Origin of the sequence: Paenalicyclobacillus ferrooxydans (assembly GCF_001399675.1) — a bacterium.
Classification (GTDB): Bacteria; Bacillota; Bacilli; order Alicyclobacillales; family Alicyclobacillaceae; genus Alicyclobacillus_B; species Alicyclobacillus_B ferrooxydans.
In genome coordinates, this window is record NZ_LJCO01000014.1 from 92,982 (window position 1) to 109,185 (window position 16,204).

At 53.6% G+C, this 16,204-nt stretch carries 16 protein-coding genes and 3 tRNA genes; 9 read left to right on the forward strand and 10 right to left on the reverse strand.

Annotation, left to right across the window (positions count from 1 at the left end):
• The first annotated feature begins 84 nt into the window (after positions 1 to 84).
• Positions 85 to 1,548, forward strand: a complete 1,464-nt coding sequence (locus AN477_RS03890; protein ID WP_054967869.1) for an alpha/beta hydrolase — start codon at positions 85 to 87, stop codon at positions 1,546 to 1,548.
• 818 nt (positions 1,549 to 2,366) lie between these two features.
• Here the strand turns inward: AN477_RS03890 and AN477_RS03900 are convergent.
• From AN477_RS03900 to AN477_RS03915, 4 genes are all read right to left on the reverse strand, one after another.
• A tRNA-Ser gene (locus tag AN477_RS03900) sits at positions 2,367 to 2,456 on the reverse strand.
• Between the two features lie 61 nt (positions 2,457 to 2,517).
• A tRNA-Gly gene (locus AN477_RS03905) sits at positions 2,518 to 2,592 on the reverse strand.
• A 139-nt stretch (positions 2,593 to 2,731) separates the two neighbouring features.
• A complete protein-coding gene (locus tag AN477_RS03910; RefSeq protein WP_054967871.1) occupies positions 2,732 to 3,109 on the reverse strand; it encodes a globin domain-containing protein in 378 nt (125 codons plus the stop codon).
• Between the two features lie 136 nt (positions 3,110 to 3,245).
• Positions 3,246 to 3,318 (reverse strand) — tRNA-Lys (locus tag AN477_RS03915).
• A 155-nt stretch (positions 3,319 to 3,473) separates the two neighbouring features.
• On the opposite strand from AN477_RS03915, the gene AN477_RS25185 reads away from it, so the two are divergent.
• Entirely contained in the window at positions 3,474 to 4,457 is a 984-nt protein-coding gene (locus AN477_RS25185; protein WP_245631709.1) for a 3D domain-containing protein, read from the forward strand.
• Here AN477_RS25185 and AN477_RS03925 read toward each other — a convergent pair.
• Positions 4,439 to 4,915 carry a DUF86 domain-containing protein gene (locus tag AN477_RS03925; RefSeq protein WP_054967873.1) on the reverse strand — a complete coding sequence of 159 codons (477 nt, stop codon included), beginning with the start codon at positions 4,913 to 4,915 and terminating at the stop codon, positions 4,439 to 4,441. The two genes, AN477_RS25185 and AN477_RS03925, sit on opposite strands and share 19 nt — an antisense overlap.
• A 388-nt stretch (positions 4,916 to 5,303) precedes the next feature.
• Here AN477_RS03925 and AN477_RS03930 point away from each other — a divergent pair, with 388 nt between their 5' ends.
• Both AN477_RS03930 and AN477_RS03935 read left to right on the forward strand, forming a co-directional pair.
• Positions 5,304 to 7,031 (forward strand): 2-oxoacid:acceptor oxidoreductase subunit alpha, encoded by a 1,728-nt coding sequence (locus AN477_RS03930; protein WP_054967874.1) that lies wholly within the window; start codon positions 5,304 to 5,306, stop codon positions 7,029 to 7,031.
• 2 nt (positions 7,032 to 7,033) lie between these two features.
• The gene (locus AN477_RS03935; protein ID WP_054967875.1) at positions 7,034 to 7,900 is read left to right on the forward strand and encodes a 2-oxoacid:ferredoxin oxidoreductase subunit beta; all 867 of its coding nucleotides are present in this window, start codon (positions 7,034 to 7,036) and stop codon (positions 7,898 to 7,900) included.
• 307 nt (positions 7,901 to 8,207) lie between these two features.
• Here AN477_RS03935 and AN477_RS24245 read toward each other — a convergent pair whose 3' ends face one another.
• Both AN477_RS24245 and AN477_RS03940 read right to left on the reverse strand, forming a co-directional pair.
• Positions 8,208 to 8,369, reverse strand: a complete 162-nt coding sequence (locus AN477_RS24245; RefSeq protein ID WP_157061805.1) for a hypothetical protein — start codon at positions 8,367 to 8,369, stop codon at positions 8,208 to 8,210.
• A gap of 406 nt (positions 8,370 to 8,775) precedes the next feature.
• Positions 8,776 to 9,225, reverse strand: coding sequence for an NUDIX domain-containing protein (locus AN477_RS03940; RefSeq protein ID WP_054967876.1), 450 nt, complete (start codon positions 9,223 to 9,225; stop codon positions 8,776 to 8,778).
• A gap of 122 nt (positions 9,226 to 9,347) precedes the next feature.
• Here AN477_RS03940 and AN477_RS03945 point away from each other — a divergent pair, with 122 nt between their 5' ends.
• From AN477_RS03945 to AN477_RS03950, 3 genes are all read left to right on the forward strand, one after another.
• Positions 9,348 to 9,833, forward strand: coding sequence for a DUF4149 domain-containing protein (locus AN477_RS03945; RefSeq protein ID WP_054967877.1), 486 nt, complete (start codon positions 9,348 to 9,350; stop codon positions 9,831 to 9,833).
• 280 nt (positions 9,834 to 10,113) lie between these two features.
• A complete protein-coding gene (locus tag AN477_RS25640) occupies positions 10,114 to 10,236 on the forward strand; it encodes a hypothetical protein (RefSeq protein WP_281176312.1) in 123 nt (40 codons plus the stop codon).
• Entirely contained in the window at positions 10,229 to 10,603 is a 375-nt protein-coding gene (locus AN477_RS03950) for a hypothetical protein (protein WP_054967878.1), read from the forward strand. Before AN477_RS25640 ends, AN477_RS03950 begins: the two co-directional genes overlap by 8 nt.
• A 777-nt stretch (positions 10,604 to 11,380) precedes the next feature.
• On the opposite strand, the gene AN477_RS03955 is transcribed toward AN477_RS03950, so the two are convergent.
• Both AN477_RS03955 and AN477_RS03960 read right to left on the reverse strand, forming a co-directional pair.
• Complete coding sequence (locus tag AN477_RS03955; RefSeq protein ID WP_054967879.1) at positions 11,381 to 11,881, reverse strand: divergent PAP2 family protein; 501 nt, start codon at positions 11,879 to 11,881, stop codon at positions 11,381 to 11,383.
• Positions 11,882 to 12,318: 437 nt separating this feature from the next.
• A complete protein-coding gene (locus AN477_RS03960) occupies positions 12,319 to 13,398 on the reverse strand; it encodes a M42 family metallopeptidase (RefSeq protein WP_054967880.1) in 1,080 nt (359 codons plus the stop codon).
• 230 nt (positions 13,399 to 13,628) lie between these two features.
• Here AN477_RS03960 and AN477_RS03965 point away from each other — a divergent pair, with 230 nt between their 5' ends.
• Complete coding sequence (locus tag AN477_RS03965; RefSeq protein ID WP_342668538.1) at positions 13,629 to 13,955, forward strand: YunC family protein; 327 nt, start codon at positions 13,629 to 13,631, stop codon at positions 13,953 to 13,955.
• Positions 13,956 to 14,016: 61 nt separating this feature from the next.
• Here AN477_RS03965 and AN477_RS03970 read toward each other — a convergent pair whose 3' ends face one another.
• Positions 14,017 to 15,264, reverse strand: coding sequence for a glycosyltransferase family 2 protein (locus tag AN477_RS03970; RefSeq protein ID WP_054967900.1), 1,248 nt, complete (start codon positions 15,262 to 15,264; stop codon positions 14,017 to 14,019).
• 259 nt (positions 15,265 to 15,523) lie between these two features.
• On the opposite strand from AN477_RS03970, the gene AN477_RS03975 reads away from it, so the two are divergent.
• Positions 15,524 to 16,135 carry a DedA family protein gene (locus AN477_RS03975; RefSeq protein WP_245631710.1) on the forward strand — a complete coding sequence of 204 codons (612 nt, stop codon included), beginning with the start codon at positions 15,524 to 15,526 and terminating at the stop codon, positions 16,133 to 16,135.
• Positions 16,136 to 16,204 lie beyond the last annotated feature (69 nt).

Genomic DNA, 16,204 nt, shown 5'->3' on the forward strand with positions numbered 1-16,204 from the left:
CGAAATACACAATATTTGAGATTTGTTGAGGAGGCCATTAAACTATCAACATAACTAGAAAATATTAGGGAGATATTATCTACCATGGAATCATTGGACCATATCCATTACCAGTATCTAAAATGTCCTAATCCGACTGACCAAACCATCGTACTTATACATGGTCTTGGTATGGATTCGACCGTCTGGGATGAACTGTTACCGTATATCACTAAATCATTCCACATTCTTCGCTACGATTTACCTGGTCATGGTTTAAGTGAGGACCCAACCGTTGAACTCACATGGAACTACCTTGAAAAAGTTCTCTATACCTTGGTGGGACGTACTGCAAATGAACCGACCGTTCACTTTGTGACCCACGGTTTCGGCGGGGCACTGGTATTGCAACTCGCTAAAAGGTATCCGGATCTTGCAAAAACGTTGACTATTATATCGCCGCACGCCACGTTTTACGCGAGTGCAACCCCGAATACAGAGGATTTATTTACGGAGATTCGGAAGCATGGAAACGCCGGTCCGATTGGACGAGTCCTGAAGAGAATTCTGTGCTTCACCCCCTCCGACTACCAGATGGATCAGATAGAAGACATGTACCAAAGACTCACAGCATCAGTCTACTTAAGACTGATGCAATTAGTGAGGAATACGGCGTCGTTACAAGACGTCCGCGTGAGTAAAACGCCCACTCAGATATTGTTGGGAACAAGAGACCCATTGACGCCCTTTGAAGCTGCTGAATACATCAGGGAACAGCTGCCCAACGTACAAATTATTCCCTTTCACAACGCGGCAAACTGCGTGCAGATAGATCAGCCACTTGTTACCGCACGAACTGTCATTGAATTCATCCAATCATTTCGCATGAAAAACGAGGACCCCCACTTTTCAGAGGCTAAAAACTACATAAAGCACATCATGAATCCTACCCGCCGCCTAGTTCCTGATGTGGAAATCCGTTGTCTTGGCGACTTTCGCGTTTGGGTGCAGGGTGAAGCGGTCATAGACGGTTGGAATCAACGTAATGCAAAAGCACTTCTGATGTACATGACGCTGCATGAGGGGGCAACACGCGATGAATTGTGCGAGTTACTCTGGCCAGAGTTAGATGCGACTCGTGCGAAAAACCGTCTTCGAGTGTCGCTCAATTATCTTCGTTCATTGTTGTCCACAAAGGCATCATCTGCAAGTCTAATTGTGACAGATCATGAACACGTTTACCTGATGGGTAACATCCGATGCGATGTAGTGGAACTGCGACGTGAGCTACGTGGATTACTTGCCTTAACGGGAATTACCCGAGCCGAGAAAATTGAATCCATCATTACCGGACTCCCCACCCCACTGCTACTCTCCTCACTAGACTATCATCCCATTTTAGCCTACTGGTGGGTTGTTGAACGGGCGCTCGTAGATATGATTCAGTGGGCTATTGACTATTACGAGGAGCTAAACGAAGTGGTGAAAGCCCAAAGTTTAGCGACTTATGCAATGCACATTCTACCGGGGGAGGAATTTGTCAATAGAGAGTCTGAGAATAAATATTAACTGAAAAATCTTCCGCTGAAGATCCGAAAGAGTAGCGATGATCCAACTAACACATGAGCTTCCTCTGGAGCTTTTTTGAATTAGAATCCCTTAAATGAGACTGTACGTAGATGTTGATTCTCCGTTCGTTCAAGATACTGTACTCGGCAGCAGAGTGTCGGTTCCAGCCACTGAACACCTTTCTGCTGCACAGTCTCCCCCCTTTGTGGGGAGCGGAAATCTCAGGCGGATGCCAAAGCACTACGGGATCTGGAACGGGAAATTCGAGAACTGCTAGAGGAGAATGCAATCTAAAAAAAGCTCTGCTCATCTTCACAAACGACCGAAAGTAAGGTACCCATTCATCGACAGACACCGCCCCAACTTTTCGGTTGAGAAGATGTGCGAAGTCCTGGGTGTATCTCGGAGCGGCAATTATGCATGGCGTAGCGACCTGAGAGTCAGCGATTGAATAGCGGCGCAAGCGCATCAGCAAGCGGATCCACCAGATATTCATGAAATCCCGTCGCCTCTATGGCACAAACGAAGTAATAACGCAAACCATACCAGAATACTAAAACTTACATTTTCTCCGCTTTGAGTTGTCCACTCTTTTGTCCTTGTTAAAGTTCCTCCCAATACCGATAGACGGAAGGACCACGAAGTGAACATCATTATGTACCCGATGCGCCCCAGGCTAACTCGTCTGCGCTGTAGACCGGGTGTCCCGGCAAACTATCACAAAGGCTGGCATTTGGTGCGATCTGTAAAGTCCTTATACAAGAGTGGTAAAAAAGTCGATAAAACGTAAAAGCCCGCACTATTGGCGGACTTCTTCTTGGCGGAGAGGGTGGGATTCGAACCCACGGAGCCCTTGCGAACTCGGCGGTTTTCAAGACCGCTGCCTTAAACCACTCGACCACCTCTCCACGGTGGTGGTTCCAACAAATGGTCAGACATCTGTCTGACCTTCGTCAGAAACATAAAGTATGGAGCGGAAGACGGGATTCGAACCCGCGACCCTCGCCTTGGCAAGGCGATGCTCTACCCCTGAGCCACTTCCGCACTTTATTTTCGAAGCCCTGAGATGAGCGGCGACGAAGGCCATTGTATTACGGCTCGGACATTCTGTCAAGATGTTTAGAGGTTGATGTTCTCTGCTGCCTTAATGTCGTTTGTGCCGCAGCGGCAACCACAAGCGCCATCAATCTTCGCTGTTCACCATGTGATACGCGGTCTGCTGTAATCTCTCATACATGAAGTCGCGAACCGGTCCTTGGAGGCCAATCTCATCCATTGCGCCCCGCATGCATTCGAGCCACTCGACGGCGCGCTGCGGTGTGATGGGATGCGGCAGGTGTTTGGCACGCAGCATGGGTGCACCGTATAGGTCGGAATACAGTCGTGGTCCCCCGAACAACTGGGTCAGGAACTTGAACTGTCTGTTGCGAACCGGTGTGAGGTCCTCTGGAAAGAGTGGAATGAGTCCAGGATGTGCCCCGACTCGGGCGTAAAAGGCGTCAACGAGATCACCAATGGTATCCGCCCCACCAATCATTTCATAGACCGTTTTTTGTTCCATGTTGCAACAACCCTCCCCCAGACGATCTCATCACGTAGAAATCAGTGAGATCAACAACTGTAATGAAGACCCGCGCGACAGATACATGGACAGCGCGTTTTCACAACAATGCATGTCCAAAAAAATGCATAGAAAATGAGCCATGCTGGACTCGAACCAGCGACACCCTGATTAAAAGTCAGGTGCTCTACCAACTGAGCTAATGGCTCGCGTGTACCCACTTTACCATACTTCGCTGAATCAGTTCAAATCATGCACCAATCGGTTATACGCATGCCGTGTTCAAATCCGCGCTGCTCTCAGTTTTCACGAGTTTGTGAGGTTGTAAGTATAGACCGAAGCCATGCTGAAAAAGATATACGCCATGAAACCATACCCTAGAAGTCTGTGGATTGGCTCTGTTGCCGCATTGGCCGTCTGTTACCTGGCTTTCGCGGAGAGTCCAGCGAAGGACAGACCGTTGCAATCGCTTGGGCCGGCAGCACTGCCAACCTTGGAAGAGGCACAACTTGGGGATGCCCCGTTTGTGCAACCACAACTGAATCGCAACACCGAAGTACGAATCAGAACTGATGTAAATCAATTGGATGTCAATCAAGATGGAACTCAAAATGGAAATCAAAATGGAAATCAAAAAGACGTGAACCAACAACCTATACAGGCAGGTGACAATAAAGTTTCAAAAGTTGGACTGCAGGATTTAACGGCAGTCCAGCAGCAGAACGCATCACGGCAAGCGACGCCCCTTAGTAGTATCCGCGACCCCAAGGCGGTCGTGGACACAATTGGGTCGGTGACGCATGACGCCCGGTCAACCGTACACGGAGCACGAGCGCTCGGTGTACAGCACGCGCACATCCAGCAACTGCCGGCACGACCGGCAACGGCCAAGGTGCACCCGGTCGTCCACCACAGCATTTCTTCATCCAAACCGGTGACGTACCGTCCGTCGCACGGGCTTGTCCTGCGTCCGGAGGCGGTGGCAGCTTTTGAGACGGTGCAGAAAGAGTCCGACAGCTCAGCCGACTTGGAGCCGCTCGGGCATTTCACAGTGACTGCTTACGCACTGACGGTGCAATCCACCGGCAAGAGCCCCGGTATGCCCGGTTTTGGCATTACGGCGAGTGGCAGCCACGCACACGTGGGTCGCACGGTGGCGGTCGATCCGACGGTGATTCCCATCGGATCGCTCATCTTCATCGACCTTCCCGGCGTCGGCTGGCGACTGGCAGAAGATACGGGAGGTGCGATTAAGGGCCACCACATTGACCTCTTGCTGCCGTCTGACAGCAAGGCGCTCAAGTTTGGTATCAAGCACGGAGTCAAGGTTTACACGATGTCGAGATAACTCCGAAGTGCGGCCGTGTACTCGGGCAAGAGGCCTGCATAGGCTTCTACCGCCTGGTTGACTTCGTCAGCCGTGAGCTCGGCGTAGTGATGCACGAGACGGTCGCGAAAGGCAAGTGCACCTTCGAATTTGGCGAACCAATTCTTCGTGACCACGTTTTCTTCCATGAGAACCCGGAGGATGTCTGCGTAGCCTCCGGGTTCGCGCATGACGAGCTGATCGATGACGAGGTTGGCTGCGTCAGTCGTACATTCAATCGCCACGTGCAGGGCCCGCTCGGCGGCAAGTTTACCGGTCAGGACGTCTTCCCCGCCTGCATTTCCCCCATTTGAGGCTGTGTTTTGGCCGATCCCGCTTTCACCCAGATGAGTCTCATAATCCTCCAGCCAGAAAGCGTATTCATCCACCTTCAACAGGTTTTTCTGCACAGCCGCGCGCAATTCCGTAGTTACAAACACAGTGTTAGCACCTTCCATAAACGTATTTTTAGACAAAGAATGGACAAACATTGATGATGAATCAGAAAAGAGCGTTTCCATGACTCAATTGACTACAGTATAATTAAAGATAAGCGGGTCAAACAAACGCCGCCAACTACAACCTCTACCCAATCGTGAGCAAGTGTCGTATGGAATACGTACGCGGCGATGTACACACGGTTTACACTCGTGCCTATTTGGCCACGTATGTATGACGTATCTGCTTAGGTTTACGTGTACGTACACGCAACCCTGGCGTCAGAGATGTTTGTGCGAGACTTCTGCCAGAAAGTCGGCACCAGTTGTGACGCAGAGACATCCTCTGAGAGTAGGAGAGGCAGAGGAAATCAGAGGAGTGGGAAACACCATGCTAGATCAGCTTTCATGGAAAGTGGGCGGTCAACAGGGCGAAGGTGTCGAGAGTACGGGTGAAACCTTTGCTGTCGCTCTGAACCGTCAAGGGTACTATGTGTACTCATTCCGCCACTTTTCGTCCCGGATCAAGGGCGGGCACTCAAACGACAAGGTTCGTGTAAGCCTGAAGCGTTTTCGGGCGAGCAACGACTACACAGATGTGCTCCTTGCATTTGATCAGGAATCCATCGATTTGAATGTAGGAGAAGTACGGCAAGGCGGTATCGTCATCGCAGATGAAAAGTTCAAACCCACCGCACCGGACCATGTTCGACTGTTCGTGGTTCCGCTGACCAAGATTGCGGAGGAGTCCGGATCGGCCATTATGAAAAACATGGTGTCCCTCGGAGCCTCAGCGTGTGCACTGGGACTGCCTGTTGACATCTTCACCGAAGTCATCGAAGAGCGCTTTCGCCGCAAGGGACAGAAAGTGGTCGACCAGAACATGGAAGCCATCCAGCGTGGATACGATTATATGAAGGATCTCGGTGGAGCCGATCCAGAGCTGGCCCTGAAACCGGCGGATGGAACTCGGCGCTACTTCATGATGGGTAACGATGCCCTCGGTCTTGGCGCACTTGCAGCAGGTGTCCGCGTGATGCCGGCATACCCCATCACACCAGCGTCCGACGTGATGGAATACCTCATCAAGAAACTGCCGAAGGTCGGCGGCGTTGTCGTGCAGACTGAGGATGAAATCGCAGCCATGACGATGACGATTGGTGCCAACTACGGCGGTGCTCGCGCACTGACCTGTACGTCTGGCCCGGGACTCTCGCTGATGATGGAAGCCATCGGTCTTTCCGGTATGACGGAAACCCCGACGGTCATCATCGATACACAGCGCGGCGGTCCTTCGACCGGTCTCCCGACGAAGCAAGAGCAGTCTGATTACCTTGCAGCTCTGTTTGGAACGCACGGTGAGATTCCGAAGATTGTCCTGACTCCTGCAACTCCGGAAGAGTGCTTCTACGTTGTCGGCGACGCATTCAACTTGGCGGAACAATATCAGTGCCCAGTTATTATCATGACAGACTTGCAATTATCCCTTAGTAAGCAATCCACTGATGCACTTGATAACAAGGCCGTTAAGATTGATAGAGGTCTCATTGCAACAAGCGAAGAGGCTGCAGCGAACCAGGCTTCAGGCGAATTCAAGCGCTACGCGTTCACCGAGTCCGGTGTATCGCCCCGTATCTTCCCAGGTACACCAGGCGGCATTCACAAAGTGACAGGTAACGAGCACTTTGAAAATGGCCGTCCGGCTGAGCCAGCAGGCAATCGTCAAAAGATGATGGATAAGCGCCTCGGCAAGCTCGCACACGTGGAACTCGAAGGCAGTGTTGTTCGCACTGGCGACGAGAACCCGGATGTTGTGATTGTGGGTATCGGCGCAAATGTCGGTGCAATCACAGAAGCGAGCGAGATGCTTCGTGCAGACGGCTACAAAGTGGCACACGCTCAACTGCATGCAATTCTCCCGTTCCCGGTACAAATGTTGCAAGACGCGATTCATGATGGCAAGAAGGTTGTCGTTGTCGAAAACAACGCAACCGGCCAAATCAAACACCTGATGAACTTCTTTGGTGTCAGCCACCCGGACGTTCAAAGTCTCTTGAAGTATGATGGACAGCCATTCCTGCCGTCTGAAATTCATGCAAAGATCAAGGGGATGTTCTAATCATGGCAACGGTAAAAGATTTTCGGAATGATATCCGCCCTAACTGGTGCCCTGGCTGCGGAGACTTCTCCGTACAAGCTTCCATCCAACGTGCACTTGCTTCGCTCGGAAAAGAGCCGCACGAGGTTGCGCTCATTTCTGGTATCGGATGCTCGGGTCGTATTTCTGGATATGTCAACACCTACGGTTTCCACGGCGTACACGGCCGCGCCCTGCCAACAGCTCAGGGTGTAAAGCTGGCCAACCGTGATCTGACGGTTCTCGCTTCCGGTGGTGACGGAGATGGCTTTGGTATCGGTCTCAACCACTTCATGCACGCGGTTCGCCGTAACATGGACATCACCTACATCGTGATGGACAACCGTATTTATGGACTCACCAAGGGCCAAACTTCTCCGACGAGTGCACATGGCTTCACAGCCAAGACCACTCCGTCCGGCAACATTGAAGAAGGTCTTGTACCAACGCAGGTCGCCCTCTCCGCAGGTATTGGCTTCTTGGCACAAGGGTTCTCAAGTGATGTCAATCAATTGGTAGGGTTGATTGAGCAGGCCATTCAGTATAAGGGCTTCTCACTGGTCAACGTCTACAGCCCATGTGTGACGTACAACAAGATCAACACCTATGACTACTTCCGCGACAACATCTTCAACCTGGATAAGGTTGAAGGCTATGACCCAACTGACTTCTTGGCAGCACAACGCGCCATCACCGAGCACGATGGTCTCGTAACTGGCCTCATCTACCGGAACGACAACAAGGTGGCTTATGAGGATCAAATCCCGGGTTATCAGGAAACCCCGATTTCCCAGGCAGACCTGCAGGTAAGCGACGACATCTTCACGGCAGCGCTCCGGGAGTACGCGTAAGCGTAAACCAGAGTCAAGGATTGAGTCTAGGCCTGAGTCAAAGCCTAGTCTAGGCCTGAAGCAGGGTGAATCCGCAGGAGTACTGCGTGGGCGGTCGTCTGTCGTCTATCGCTGAAGGTTATCTAGGCGATCCCGTAAGGGCGCCACAGAATGGGATTGTAGTGCACTGCATATGCAACCTCGTGAGGTGGGCAATCCCATCCCAATATGTAAGGAACCACGCAGCGTGCCTGGTCTTTCGACTTGGCACGCTGCTTTATTGTCATGAGAGATTGTTGCTGCTGCAAACAGAGGAGCGGCAAGCAGGCTAAAACATGTCGTCGTTGACGGGGAACACGGAAAAATAGTCATCGTGAAACGTCCACAGGAAATCGTCACTGGTTCCCGGCTCTTTCATGCTCATCCGGTAATTCCAATACACGGCGAACGGGGTTGCCACAAGCATGATACAGACCATGATGATGGTCATTTAGGATCACCTCGCTTGCTTGCTGCTCAGTACTCCTACCGGCGATCCTGAGCTATGACGACTCTGTCGTCCTCACCACAAGCTTAGATCCATCATATAAAATCCGTGTGTATTTTTTGTTAAATTATTTGAATTTTCCGCAATGTTTTTCTGAAGCCCGACCGTCAGCGATTGGTGAGCTGAGTCGGGCATGATTGTGGGCTCCATTCCTTCGTGAGAATGGCCATTTTGGAGGCGACTTGGGGCATCGCGTTGGACTGCGGACGGCTCACGGCTCACGGCTCACGGACGACTGGACGACTGGACGACTGGCGGCAAACCTTGGCCTATCATAGCTTGACCGCTTGAGCATCGTGCCGCGAAGAGCACGTTGGCTCAACTGGGAGCCTGCTTGGGACAGCCTGGGTCAGCTCTCTCCCTTCTTGATCCGATCCTGCAAGAGCGGCCAAATGGTCTGATACACGCCGTCTTTCATGATGTAACTAACATCGGATCGGGCGCGGGCAACATCCGGATCCCACATAGGCCTAGGTACCATCACATCGGTGGTCTCCGAATCGGCGGGGCGGGCTTTGACGTCAACAACGTCGGCAAAGTAAATCCACTTCAGGTTCCCGTTGTCCATGTGGTACTCCCCCACCCACTCGAGGTTCTCAATGAGCGCGCCCGACTCTTCAAATACCTCGCGATGGGCGGCCTCAATCGGGGTTTCATCCGGCTCGACCTTGCCACCAGGGGCCTCCCACCCTCGGCGGGGATGTTGGACCCAGATAACGTGATCGTCGAAGATAGGAAACACCAGAACGGCGAAAGGTTTCTCGTTGGATGGCTCGGTGCGAACGATGCTGACGGTCAAGTTGGATTCCTCCCACGTTGGCGATTTATGCAGCTCTGGCTTTGAGTACAGGTTCGGCCAGCATGTCTATGGTACAATCTGTTATACGATGATCACGATTGACAGAAGGGAGACCCTGGTGCATGTCCCGCTTCGTACTGTTTTTGTTACTGCTGGTTGAGTCTCTCTGGTTAGGCTCATCGATTTACTTTTCTGCCTTCGCGGCGAACGAGCTGTTTGCACAGCTGTCCGAGAACGCGGCGGCTGCAGCTGTTGGAGCCTTGTTCCCGACCTACTTTTTGCTCTCGGGTATTTTCAGCGTCCTGACTGTGGTGCTGTATGTATGGCTGCGGGATGTACTGCCGCTGAGTCGTAAGTCTGCAAAGTTCGGAATGGGCAGCGCGATTGTCGGCGCTGTGTTTGCGCTTATCAACCTACTCTACATGTTACCGCATATTCAGCGGATTGAGCGAGTCATGGGCCCGATCCAATCGGCGTCCGCGGCGATGGTGCAGAAGTTCGGTATGTGGCATGGGATCTCGATGCTGTTCGACCTCATTATGATGGTCTGCGCGTTCTTGGTGCTGATATCGATGGCGGTGACGCTACCGCTTCGCCTGACGAGGTAACAAGGGCGATGCTCCAGCCGTGCAGACGCGGGAACGGTGACGCTACCGCCTCGCCTGACGAGGTAACAAGGGCGATGCTCCAGCCGTGCAGACGCGGGAACGGTGACGCTACCGCCTCGCCTGTGCTCCTGAGGGCTTGCAGACGCGGGAGCTGGCGGTTCGGTCAGGGTAGGCAGCGGCCGAGGATGGGGCCGGGTGCAACGACCGGGAGCGGTAGACTGCCAGCCCCGGGGCGTACCCGGTGGGCGTACCTGCTGAGCGTGCCTGGTGAGCGTGCCCGATGGACGTACCCGGTGGCGGCGTAAAGCGGCCGGTGAACGGCAGTTCGCCACAGCGGATCGTAAGCGCCGGATCGTCCATACAAAAATACTACGGAGTAAAAGGAGTGGAGCGAAATGTCTGACTCACCGAACCACACGAACATGGCTGCTGTGATGGCACAACTGCGTATGCCGGAAGGTTGCAGCTTGCGCCGCAAGGAGACCTTTGACTATGTAACCCCTGGGTATGCATATAGCGTGGAGTTGTTCCAAAACGCAGATGACACGTGGTACGCTATCGCGGTGCCGCAGGATAGTGAGCGGCTTGTGGTGTATGGATCGAGTGTGTTGCCATCGGCTCAGCACGCGTTGCAGGCTCTGGTGGACAAGATCCGGCGGGAGGGCATGGACCAGCTATTCGGAGACCCGACGCCTCCTGCCGTGGAAGATGAGTCTACGGAAGAGGCGGAAGACGAAGAAGGCCTGATAGCTGACGATGAAGACAAGTAAGGGTGTGGGCTGGGGGGGAGCTGGGGTGCCAAGCTGAGGCGCCGGCTAGGTGGTAGGGCTGGCCGGGCCGAGGTGCAGGGGTGGCTGGGCTGAGGTGCAGGGGTGGCTGGGCCGAGGTGCAGGGGTGGCTGGCCGAGGTGCAGGGGTGGCTGGGCTGAGGTGCAGGGGTGGCTGGGCTGAGGTGCAGGGGTGGCTGGGCTGAGGTGCCAAATGGCTGGCCGTCCCGGGCCAACAAGGGAAGTTTTGTCCTCTATGCCCGGTTTCCGAGGTTACCGGGCTTGTATAAGGGAAAATTTGTCCGCTGTGCCCCAATTTCATCGCTGAATGTAGCCTGACTGGCCCCATTGCGGAACTTTTGTACGTTGTTTGAGGCGGGATTCTCGAACGTGAGGCAACAAGGGAACAATTTACCGTTATCGTCGTCTCGAGCTGGACTGTACAACACGGAGACCACAGACCAAAGCAGAAAATCTCATCAAATGGAGCGCGCCCTACGGCGCGCCTATCAAAAAGGGAGGCCCAGGCCTCCCTTCTCCTACTCCATACTCACTAGGAATTGCGGCGGCGGGGCTGCACGGGCAGGCCAAAACCTAAAACCCAGGTCTGCTGCCCTTCATGCTCTAACCTCAAGGCCCACCTAAGCCACTAAGCCACTAAGCCACTAAGCCACTAAGCCACTAAGCCACCTAAGCCACCTAAGCCACCTAAGCCCTACGCCAACCACCAAAGGCCCACCTAGGCCCCCCGACGGTCGCCTGCCGCCGACGTCCTACCACCTTACGGCCACCACTTGCCAAACACAACGCCCACTACCAGGCCGATGATGGCGCCAATCAGGATCTCCCGTGGTTCGTGCCCTAGAATCTCCTTCAGACGCTCACCTTCTTCCGTTGTGGCGGAAGTCTCAAGGTCCATACTCATATTCATACGGTTGATTTCCATGGCAATACGATTGAGCAACACCGCATGCTCCCCAGCATGTCGGCGAATACCGCCTGCGTCATACAATACGATGGCAGCGAACACCACCGCCGTCGCGAATGTTGGAGACCTTGTCCCTGTTTCAAACAGCAGGGCGACCACCAACGCTATTACGCCTGCTGCATGGGAACTGGGCATACCGCCAGCATCGATAACCTTATGGAAATCCCAGTTTTTGTGCGACGCAAAATGAAACGGGATCTTGAGCACTTGTGTAACCCCGATCGCACAGAGTGCCGCAATCAACGGGACGTTATGCCATAACCCAATCAAAAAATGAATAAAGACGGTATTCATTTGTGCCTCCACTATCCTCAGTCATTGCAGGTACCACACAAGCCTGTCCTTCGGCGGGTCTTTGGATCGCCATATCAGCGAACCAGCCGAAAGACAGACCTCATCCGCAAATTACCCAACTACCATTTTACTTCAGTGTTTCTAAATGTCACGCTTCAGTGTACATCAATATTCACCTTTGGTGTTGCACAACGTCGCGCAGCCTCTGCGCATTGCTATTTCTGGCTGCCTCTCCGGACTTCCGCGCAGCCTTTGCGCATTGCTATTTCTAGCTGCCTCTCCGGACTTCCGCGCAGCCTTTGCGCATTGCTATTTCTGGCTGCCCTTCCGTGCTGCACAACGTCCGCGCTGCATCTCCGAACTGCCGGCTGCCGCTTCCCTGCTACACAACGTCGCGAAGCCTCTCCGGGCCCCGCCAATGCGACGCGCGTTACGCTTTAGTGTGCCTGAATATCTCGCACAGTTGCGAAGTCGAGCCGCTTCACGAGTTCGGTTAACAGCGCAACCCCGTTATCGAAGTCGTCTTGGTGATAAACGGCGGCGTGGCTGTGAATGTAACGCGTTGGGTAGCCGATCGCGACAGATGGCACACCGGATCCAAAAGTCTGGAAGCGCCCTGCATCCGTTCCCCCGCCAGCGACAACCTCTACCTGCAGCGGAATTCCGGCGTCAGAAGCCGTGTCCATGACGAAGTCGCGGAATTTCGGGTTCGGGATCATGCTGCTATCATACAACAGAAGGATCGGCCCGTCTCCGCACTTACTGAGCGCTTCTGATTTCTTCATTTCCGGCGTATCTCCTGCAATGCCGACGTCGAGCGCGATGGCGATGTCCGGTTTCACGTGCTGCACCATCGTCTGTGCACCCCGCAGTCCGACTTCTTCTTGCGTGGTTGCGCCAGCGTAAAGGATGTTCGGGTGGGACACACCCTGCAAGGAACGCAATACCTCTAGAGCGGTTGCACAGCCGAGACGATTATCGAGTGCCTTGCCCATGTAAAACTTCGGGTTGGCCAGTTGGACGAAGGGGCTCCATGGGAGAATCGGATCGCCCGGGCGAACTCCAACCTCTTCTGCCTCCGCCTTGCTCGTCACGCCGATATCAATGAACATGCTCGTAAACGGCACGGTCTTTTTGCGCTCTTCGGCAGGCAGGACATGGGGTGGTTTCGATCCGATGATCCCGGTGATGTTCCCCTTCCGGGTCTGGATGACAACGCGCTGTGCCAACATGACCTGGTTCCACCAGCCGCCGACGGTCTGGAAGTAGATGAAGCCCTCATCCGTTATGTATGTGACCATCATGCCAATTTCGTCGAGGTGTCCTGAAATGAGTACGCGTGGACCGTTGGCATCGCCCGTTTTCTTTCCGACAACGCCGCCGAAGTTGTCGTGTTCCAACTCCTCCGAGACCGGTGCAAGGTAGGTTTCGTACAGCTTGCGAACCTCCGCCTCTTGCCCGGATACCCCGTATGCTTCACAGAGTTCCTTGATGATCTCGACTCGAGATTTACTCAAAACCCGCCATCTCCCTTGTTGTAATGTGAACTGTCAGGTGCACAGTTTGTCCCAAGTGTGCTCAGTGTGCTCAGTACGCGCAGCACGCGCAGTGTCTCACTGTATTCTGCGGCAACCCCTCCACACTTGCCCACGTTATTGCTGCGGACGTTTCGCCGCGTTACGAACAGATGGGCCGTGCACCATTCAAACAATAGACCATATTCTAAGCGTATGAAAGGAGTCGATGCATGATGGTGAAAGTGGAACCGCGAAAACTCGGTGAAGACACCGTACTTTCCATCGAAGTCAAGCTGCCAAAAACCAACCTGCTCGTTTTCTCGACGCAAACCGGCTACGTGATGTGCGGCGCATTGGACATTGGTCTGCTTCGCACCAAACTACGTGAGCGCGGCGTTATTGCAGCGCGTGCCGTTGGTGTGCGGACAATGGACGACTTGTGGAACGGCACGATTGAGTCCTGCACGCAAGCGGCGGAAGCCATTGGCATTCATGCCGGCATGGCTGTGCAGGATGCGCTGACCAAAATGATCGAGGCCGAACGAGTCCGCTCGTAGTGGCGGATTCACCCGTAGTGACGGATTCGCTCGCAGTGGTCACACGGCAGAACATCATTTGTTAACGGCTGCGCAATTCGTCTAGGCGAATGGAACGTTTGTGCACTGTATGCGCCCACTCGCGATTTGTCTTGGTGAAGTAGGCCTGAAATACCAACGGGCCCCAGGTCCACAGAAAGAATGGCAGTAAGATGAGCCCAAAGTACGCCCGCCAGTTCACGCGTTCCAAAAACAATGCAAGTGGCATCTGCAGATAGAGAAGCACGTTGACGACGACCCAAAAGTCTGTCGGCAAGAAGCCGACGATGTGCGACATGATGGTGTCATGCGGCTTTGAGACCTGCAAAACCATCATCAGTGACGTCAGAAATAGAATCAAAAAGCGCACCGGCTGAAAGAGATAGACGCCGGCGTCAAACTTAACGAAGTTGCGCTCCACGATGCCTGCCTTGATGAGCGGGATCATATGGTGATGCGCACAGTGAAAGTGCCCCTGCATCCAGCGCAGACGCTGCCGCATGGAAGCGAGCAGGGTCATGGGTTTCTCGTCGTAGACTTTCGCATCGTGTGCCCAGATGGGGATGATGCCGCGCTCTACGCAGCGCACGCCAAACTCAAGGTCTTCTGTCAGCCCGGTTGCTTCCCAGCCGATATCGTGCAGAAGCCCCATATCCACACACAACCCTGTGCCGCCGAGTGAGCTCGAGAGTCGCAGGTTTTGACGCGCATTCTGCCACATGCGATTACTGAACCAATACGAGATGGCCATCGATACACTGATCCAGGTATCGAACGGGTTTTTCACGTCGAGATAACCCTGAATCACCTGGTGACCTTCGCATAATTTATCGTTCATGATCCGCAGGAAGTCCTGCGCCACAAGGTTATCTGCGTCGAACATGACCACTGCATCGTATTTGGCCGGCCACCGCTCTAGTTTATCAATCATCCACTCAATTGCGTAGCCCTTTCCTCGCTGTTCCTCGTCAAACCGAGGATGTGCGATGGCGCCGTGGTGTTCTGTAACTTCACGGGTGTGATCTGTACAGTTGTCCGCAATGACGTGCACGTCAAACATTGCCCGTGGGTATTCCTGCGCCATGATGCTGTCAATCAAGGGACCGATGACACGCTCTTCATTGTGAGCAGCGATGACGACGGCAAAGCGTTTCTGCGGATCGTATCGGATCGGCTGGCGCAGATGCCAAATGCCAAACAAGGCAACCGCAACCTGGTACAAACCAAGAACACCCGTGAAAACCTGCATGACAAGGAACAGAATATTGATGCAAAGATGAACAAGGGACATCGACAGAATCCCCCGACTTTCTGATAAAATTGCGTCTGCGGTGCAGCTGGGACAAGCTGTTCCTCTCTCCATTCTAACAGTTCCCCTTTAGAGCACCAACGAAACGAAGACCTCGTATTTCACAAAACTAACCATCATCAAACAACAAGACCTTGACAAACTGTCTCTACATGCCATGATGATTTCATGTCCATGATGTGAGAAAAACACCGAGGTATCACGCACTTGCCACAATGTGGCGAAGGAAGGAGACAAAGCCTTGTCCGCTCATCTTACGACGTTCGTATCCCACTACGGATTGCTGGCCATCTTCATTCTCATGACCCTCGAGAGCGCCTGCATCCCAATCCCCAGTGAGGTCGTTGTACCGCTGGCCGGCTATCTGGCCTTCCAACACAGCATCCCGTTCTGGGCGGGTCTCGTCGTGACCATAGCAGCGAACGTGTTTGGCGGCTGGATCGCCTACCTGGTCGGCAGTACCGGCGGACGCGCCTTTATACGGCGATATGGCCGCTACATCCTCTTGAATCCGCACCATCTTGAGCGTGCTGATGCATGGTTCGCACGGAGAGGCGAGGTCACCGTATTCGTCGCTCGACTGCTGCCTGCATTCCGGACTTTCATTTCACTGCCTGCTGGCGTAGCCCGGATGCCGCTTGGTCGGTTCCTGACCTACTCATTTCTCGGATCGATTCCCTGGAACCTGGTCCTCATGATTGCCGGCTATCAGCTCGGCGCACACTGGAGTACGATTGACAAGCATGTCAAGCCCATTACTGACATCGGCATTGTGCTCTTCGTGATTGCGGTACTGTGGTTCTGGTTTGCTCGCCGCAGAGCGGACAGCAAACAGTCGTCCACCAACAAGTGATGAAACACAGGGCTGACCAGCACGACGCTGGGCAGCCCTTTTGATTTCGCTTTTGATTGCGCTTTTGAT

Excerpts from the sequence above, each read along its gene's own strand:
- AN477_RS03955 (WP_054967879.1), bottom strand. The coding sequence starts at position 11,881 with ATGAATACCGTCTTTATTCATTTTTTGATTGGGTTATGGCATAACGTC.
- AN477_RS03945 (WP_054967877.1), top strand. The coding sequence starts at position 9,348 with ATGTCCCGCTTCGTACTGTTTTTGTTACTGCTGGTTGAGTCTCTCTGG.
- AN477_RS03950 (WP_054967878.1), top strand. The coding sequence starts at position 10,229 with ATGTCTGACTCACCGAACCACACGAACATGGCTGCTGTGATGGCACAA.
- AN477_RS25185 (WP_245631709.1), top strand. The coding sequence starts at position 3,474 with ATGAAACCATACCCTAGAAGTCTGTGGATTGGCTCTGTTGCCGCATTG.
- AN477_RS03970 (WP_054967900.1), bottom strand. The coding sequence starts at position 15,264 with ATGTCCCTTGTTCATCTTTGCATCAATATTCTGTTCCTTGTCATGCAG.
- AN477_RS03910 (WP_054967871.1), bottom strand. The coding sequence starts at position 3,109 with ATGGAACAAAAAACGGTCTATGAAATGATTGGTGGGGCGGATACCATT.
- AN477_RS03890 (WP_054967869.1), top strand. The coding sequence starts at position 85 with ATGGAATCATTGGACCATATCCATTACCAGTATCTAAAATGTCCTAAT.
- AN477_RS03965 (WP_342668538.1), top strand. The coding sequence starts at position 13,629 with ATGATGGTGAAAGTGGAACCGCGAAAACTCGGTGAAGACACCGTACTT.
- AN477_RS24245 (WP_157061805.1), bottom strand. The coding sequence starts at position 8,369 with ATGACCATCATCATGGTCTGTATCATGCTTGTGGCAACCCCGTTCGCC.
- AN477_RS03935 (WP_054967875.1), top strand. The coding sequence starts at position 7,034 with ATGGCAACGGTAAAAGATTTTCGGAATGATATCCGCCCTAACTGGTGC.
- AN477_RS03930 (WP_054967874.1), top strand. The coding sequence starts at position 5,304 with ATGCTAGATCAGCTTTCATGGAAAGTGGGCGGTCAACAGGGCGAAGGT.
- AN477_RS25640 (WP_281176312.1), top strand. The coding sequence starts at position 10,114 with ATGGACGTACCCGGTGGCGGCGTAAAGCGGCCGGTGAACGGCAGTTCG.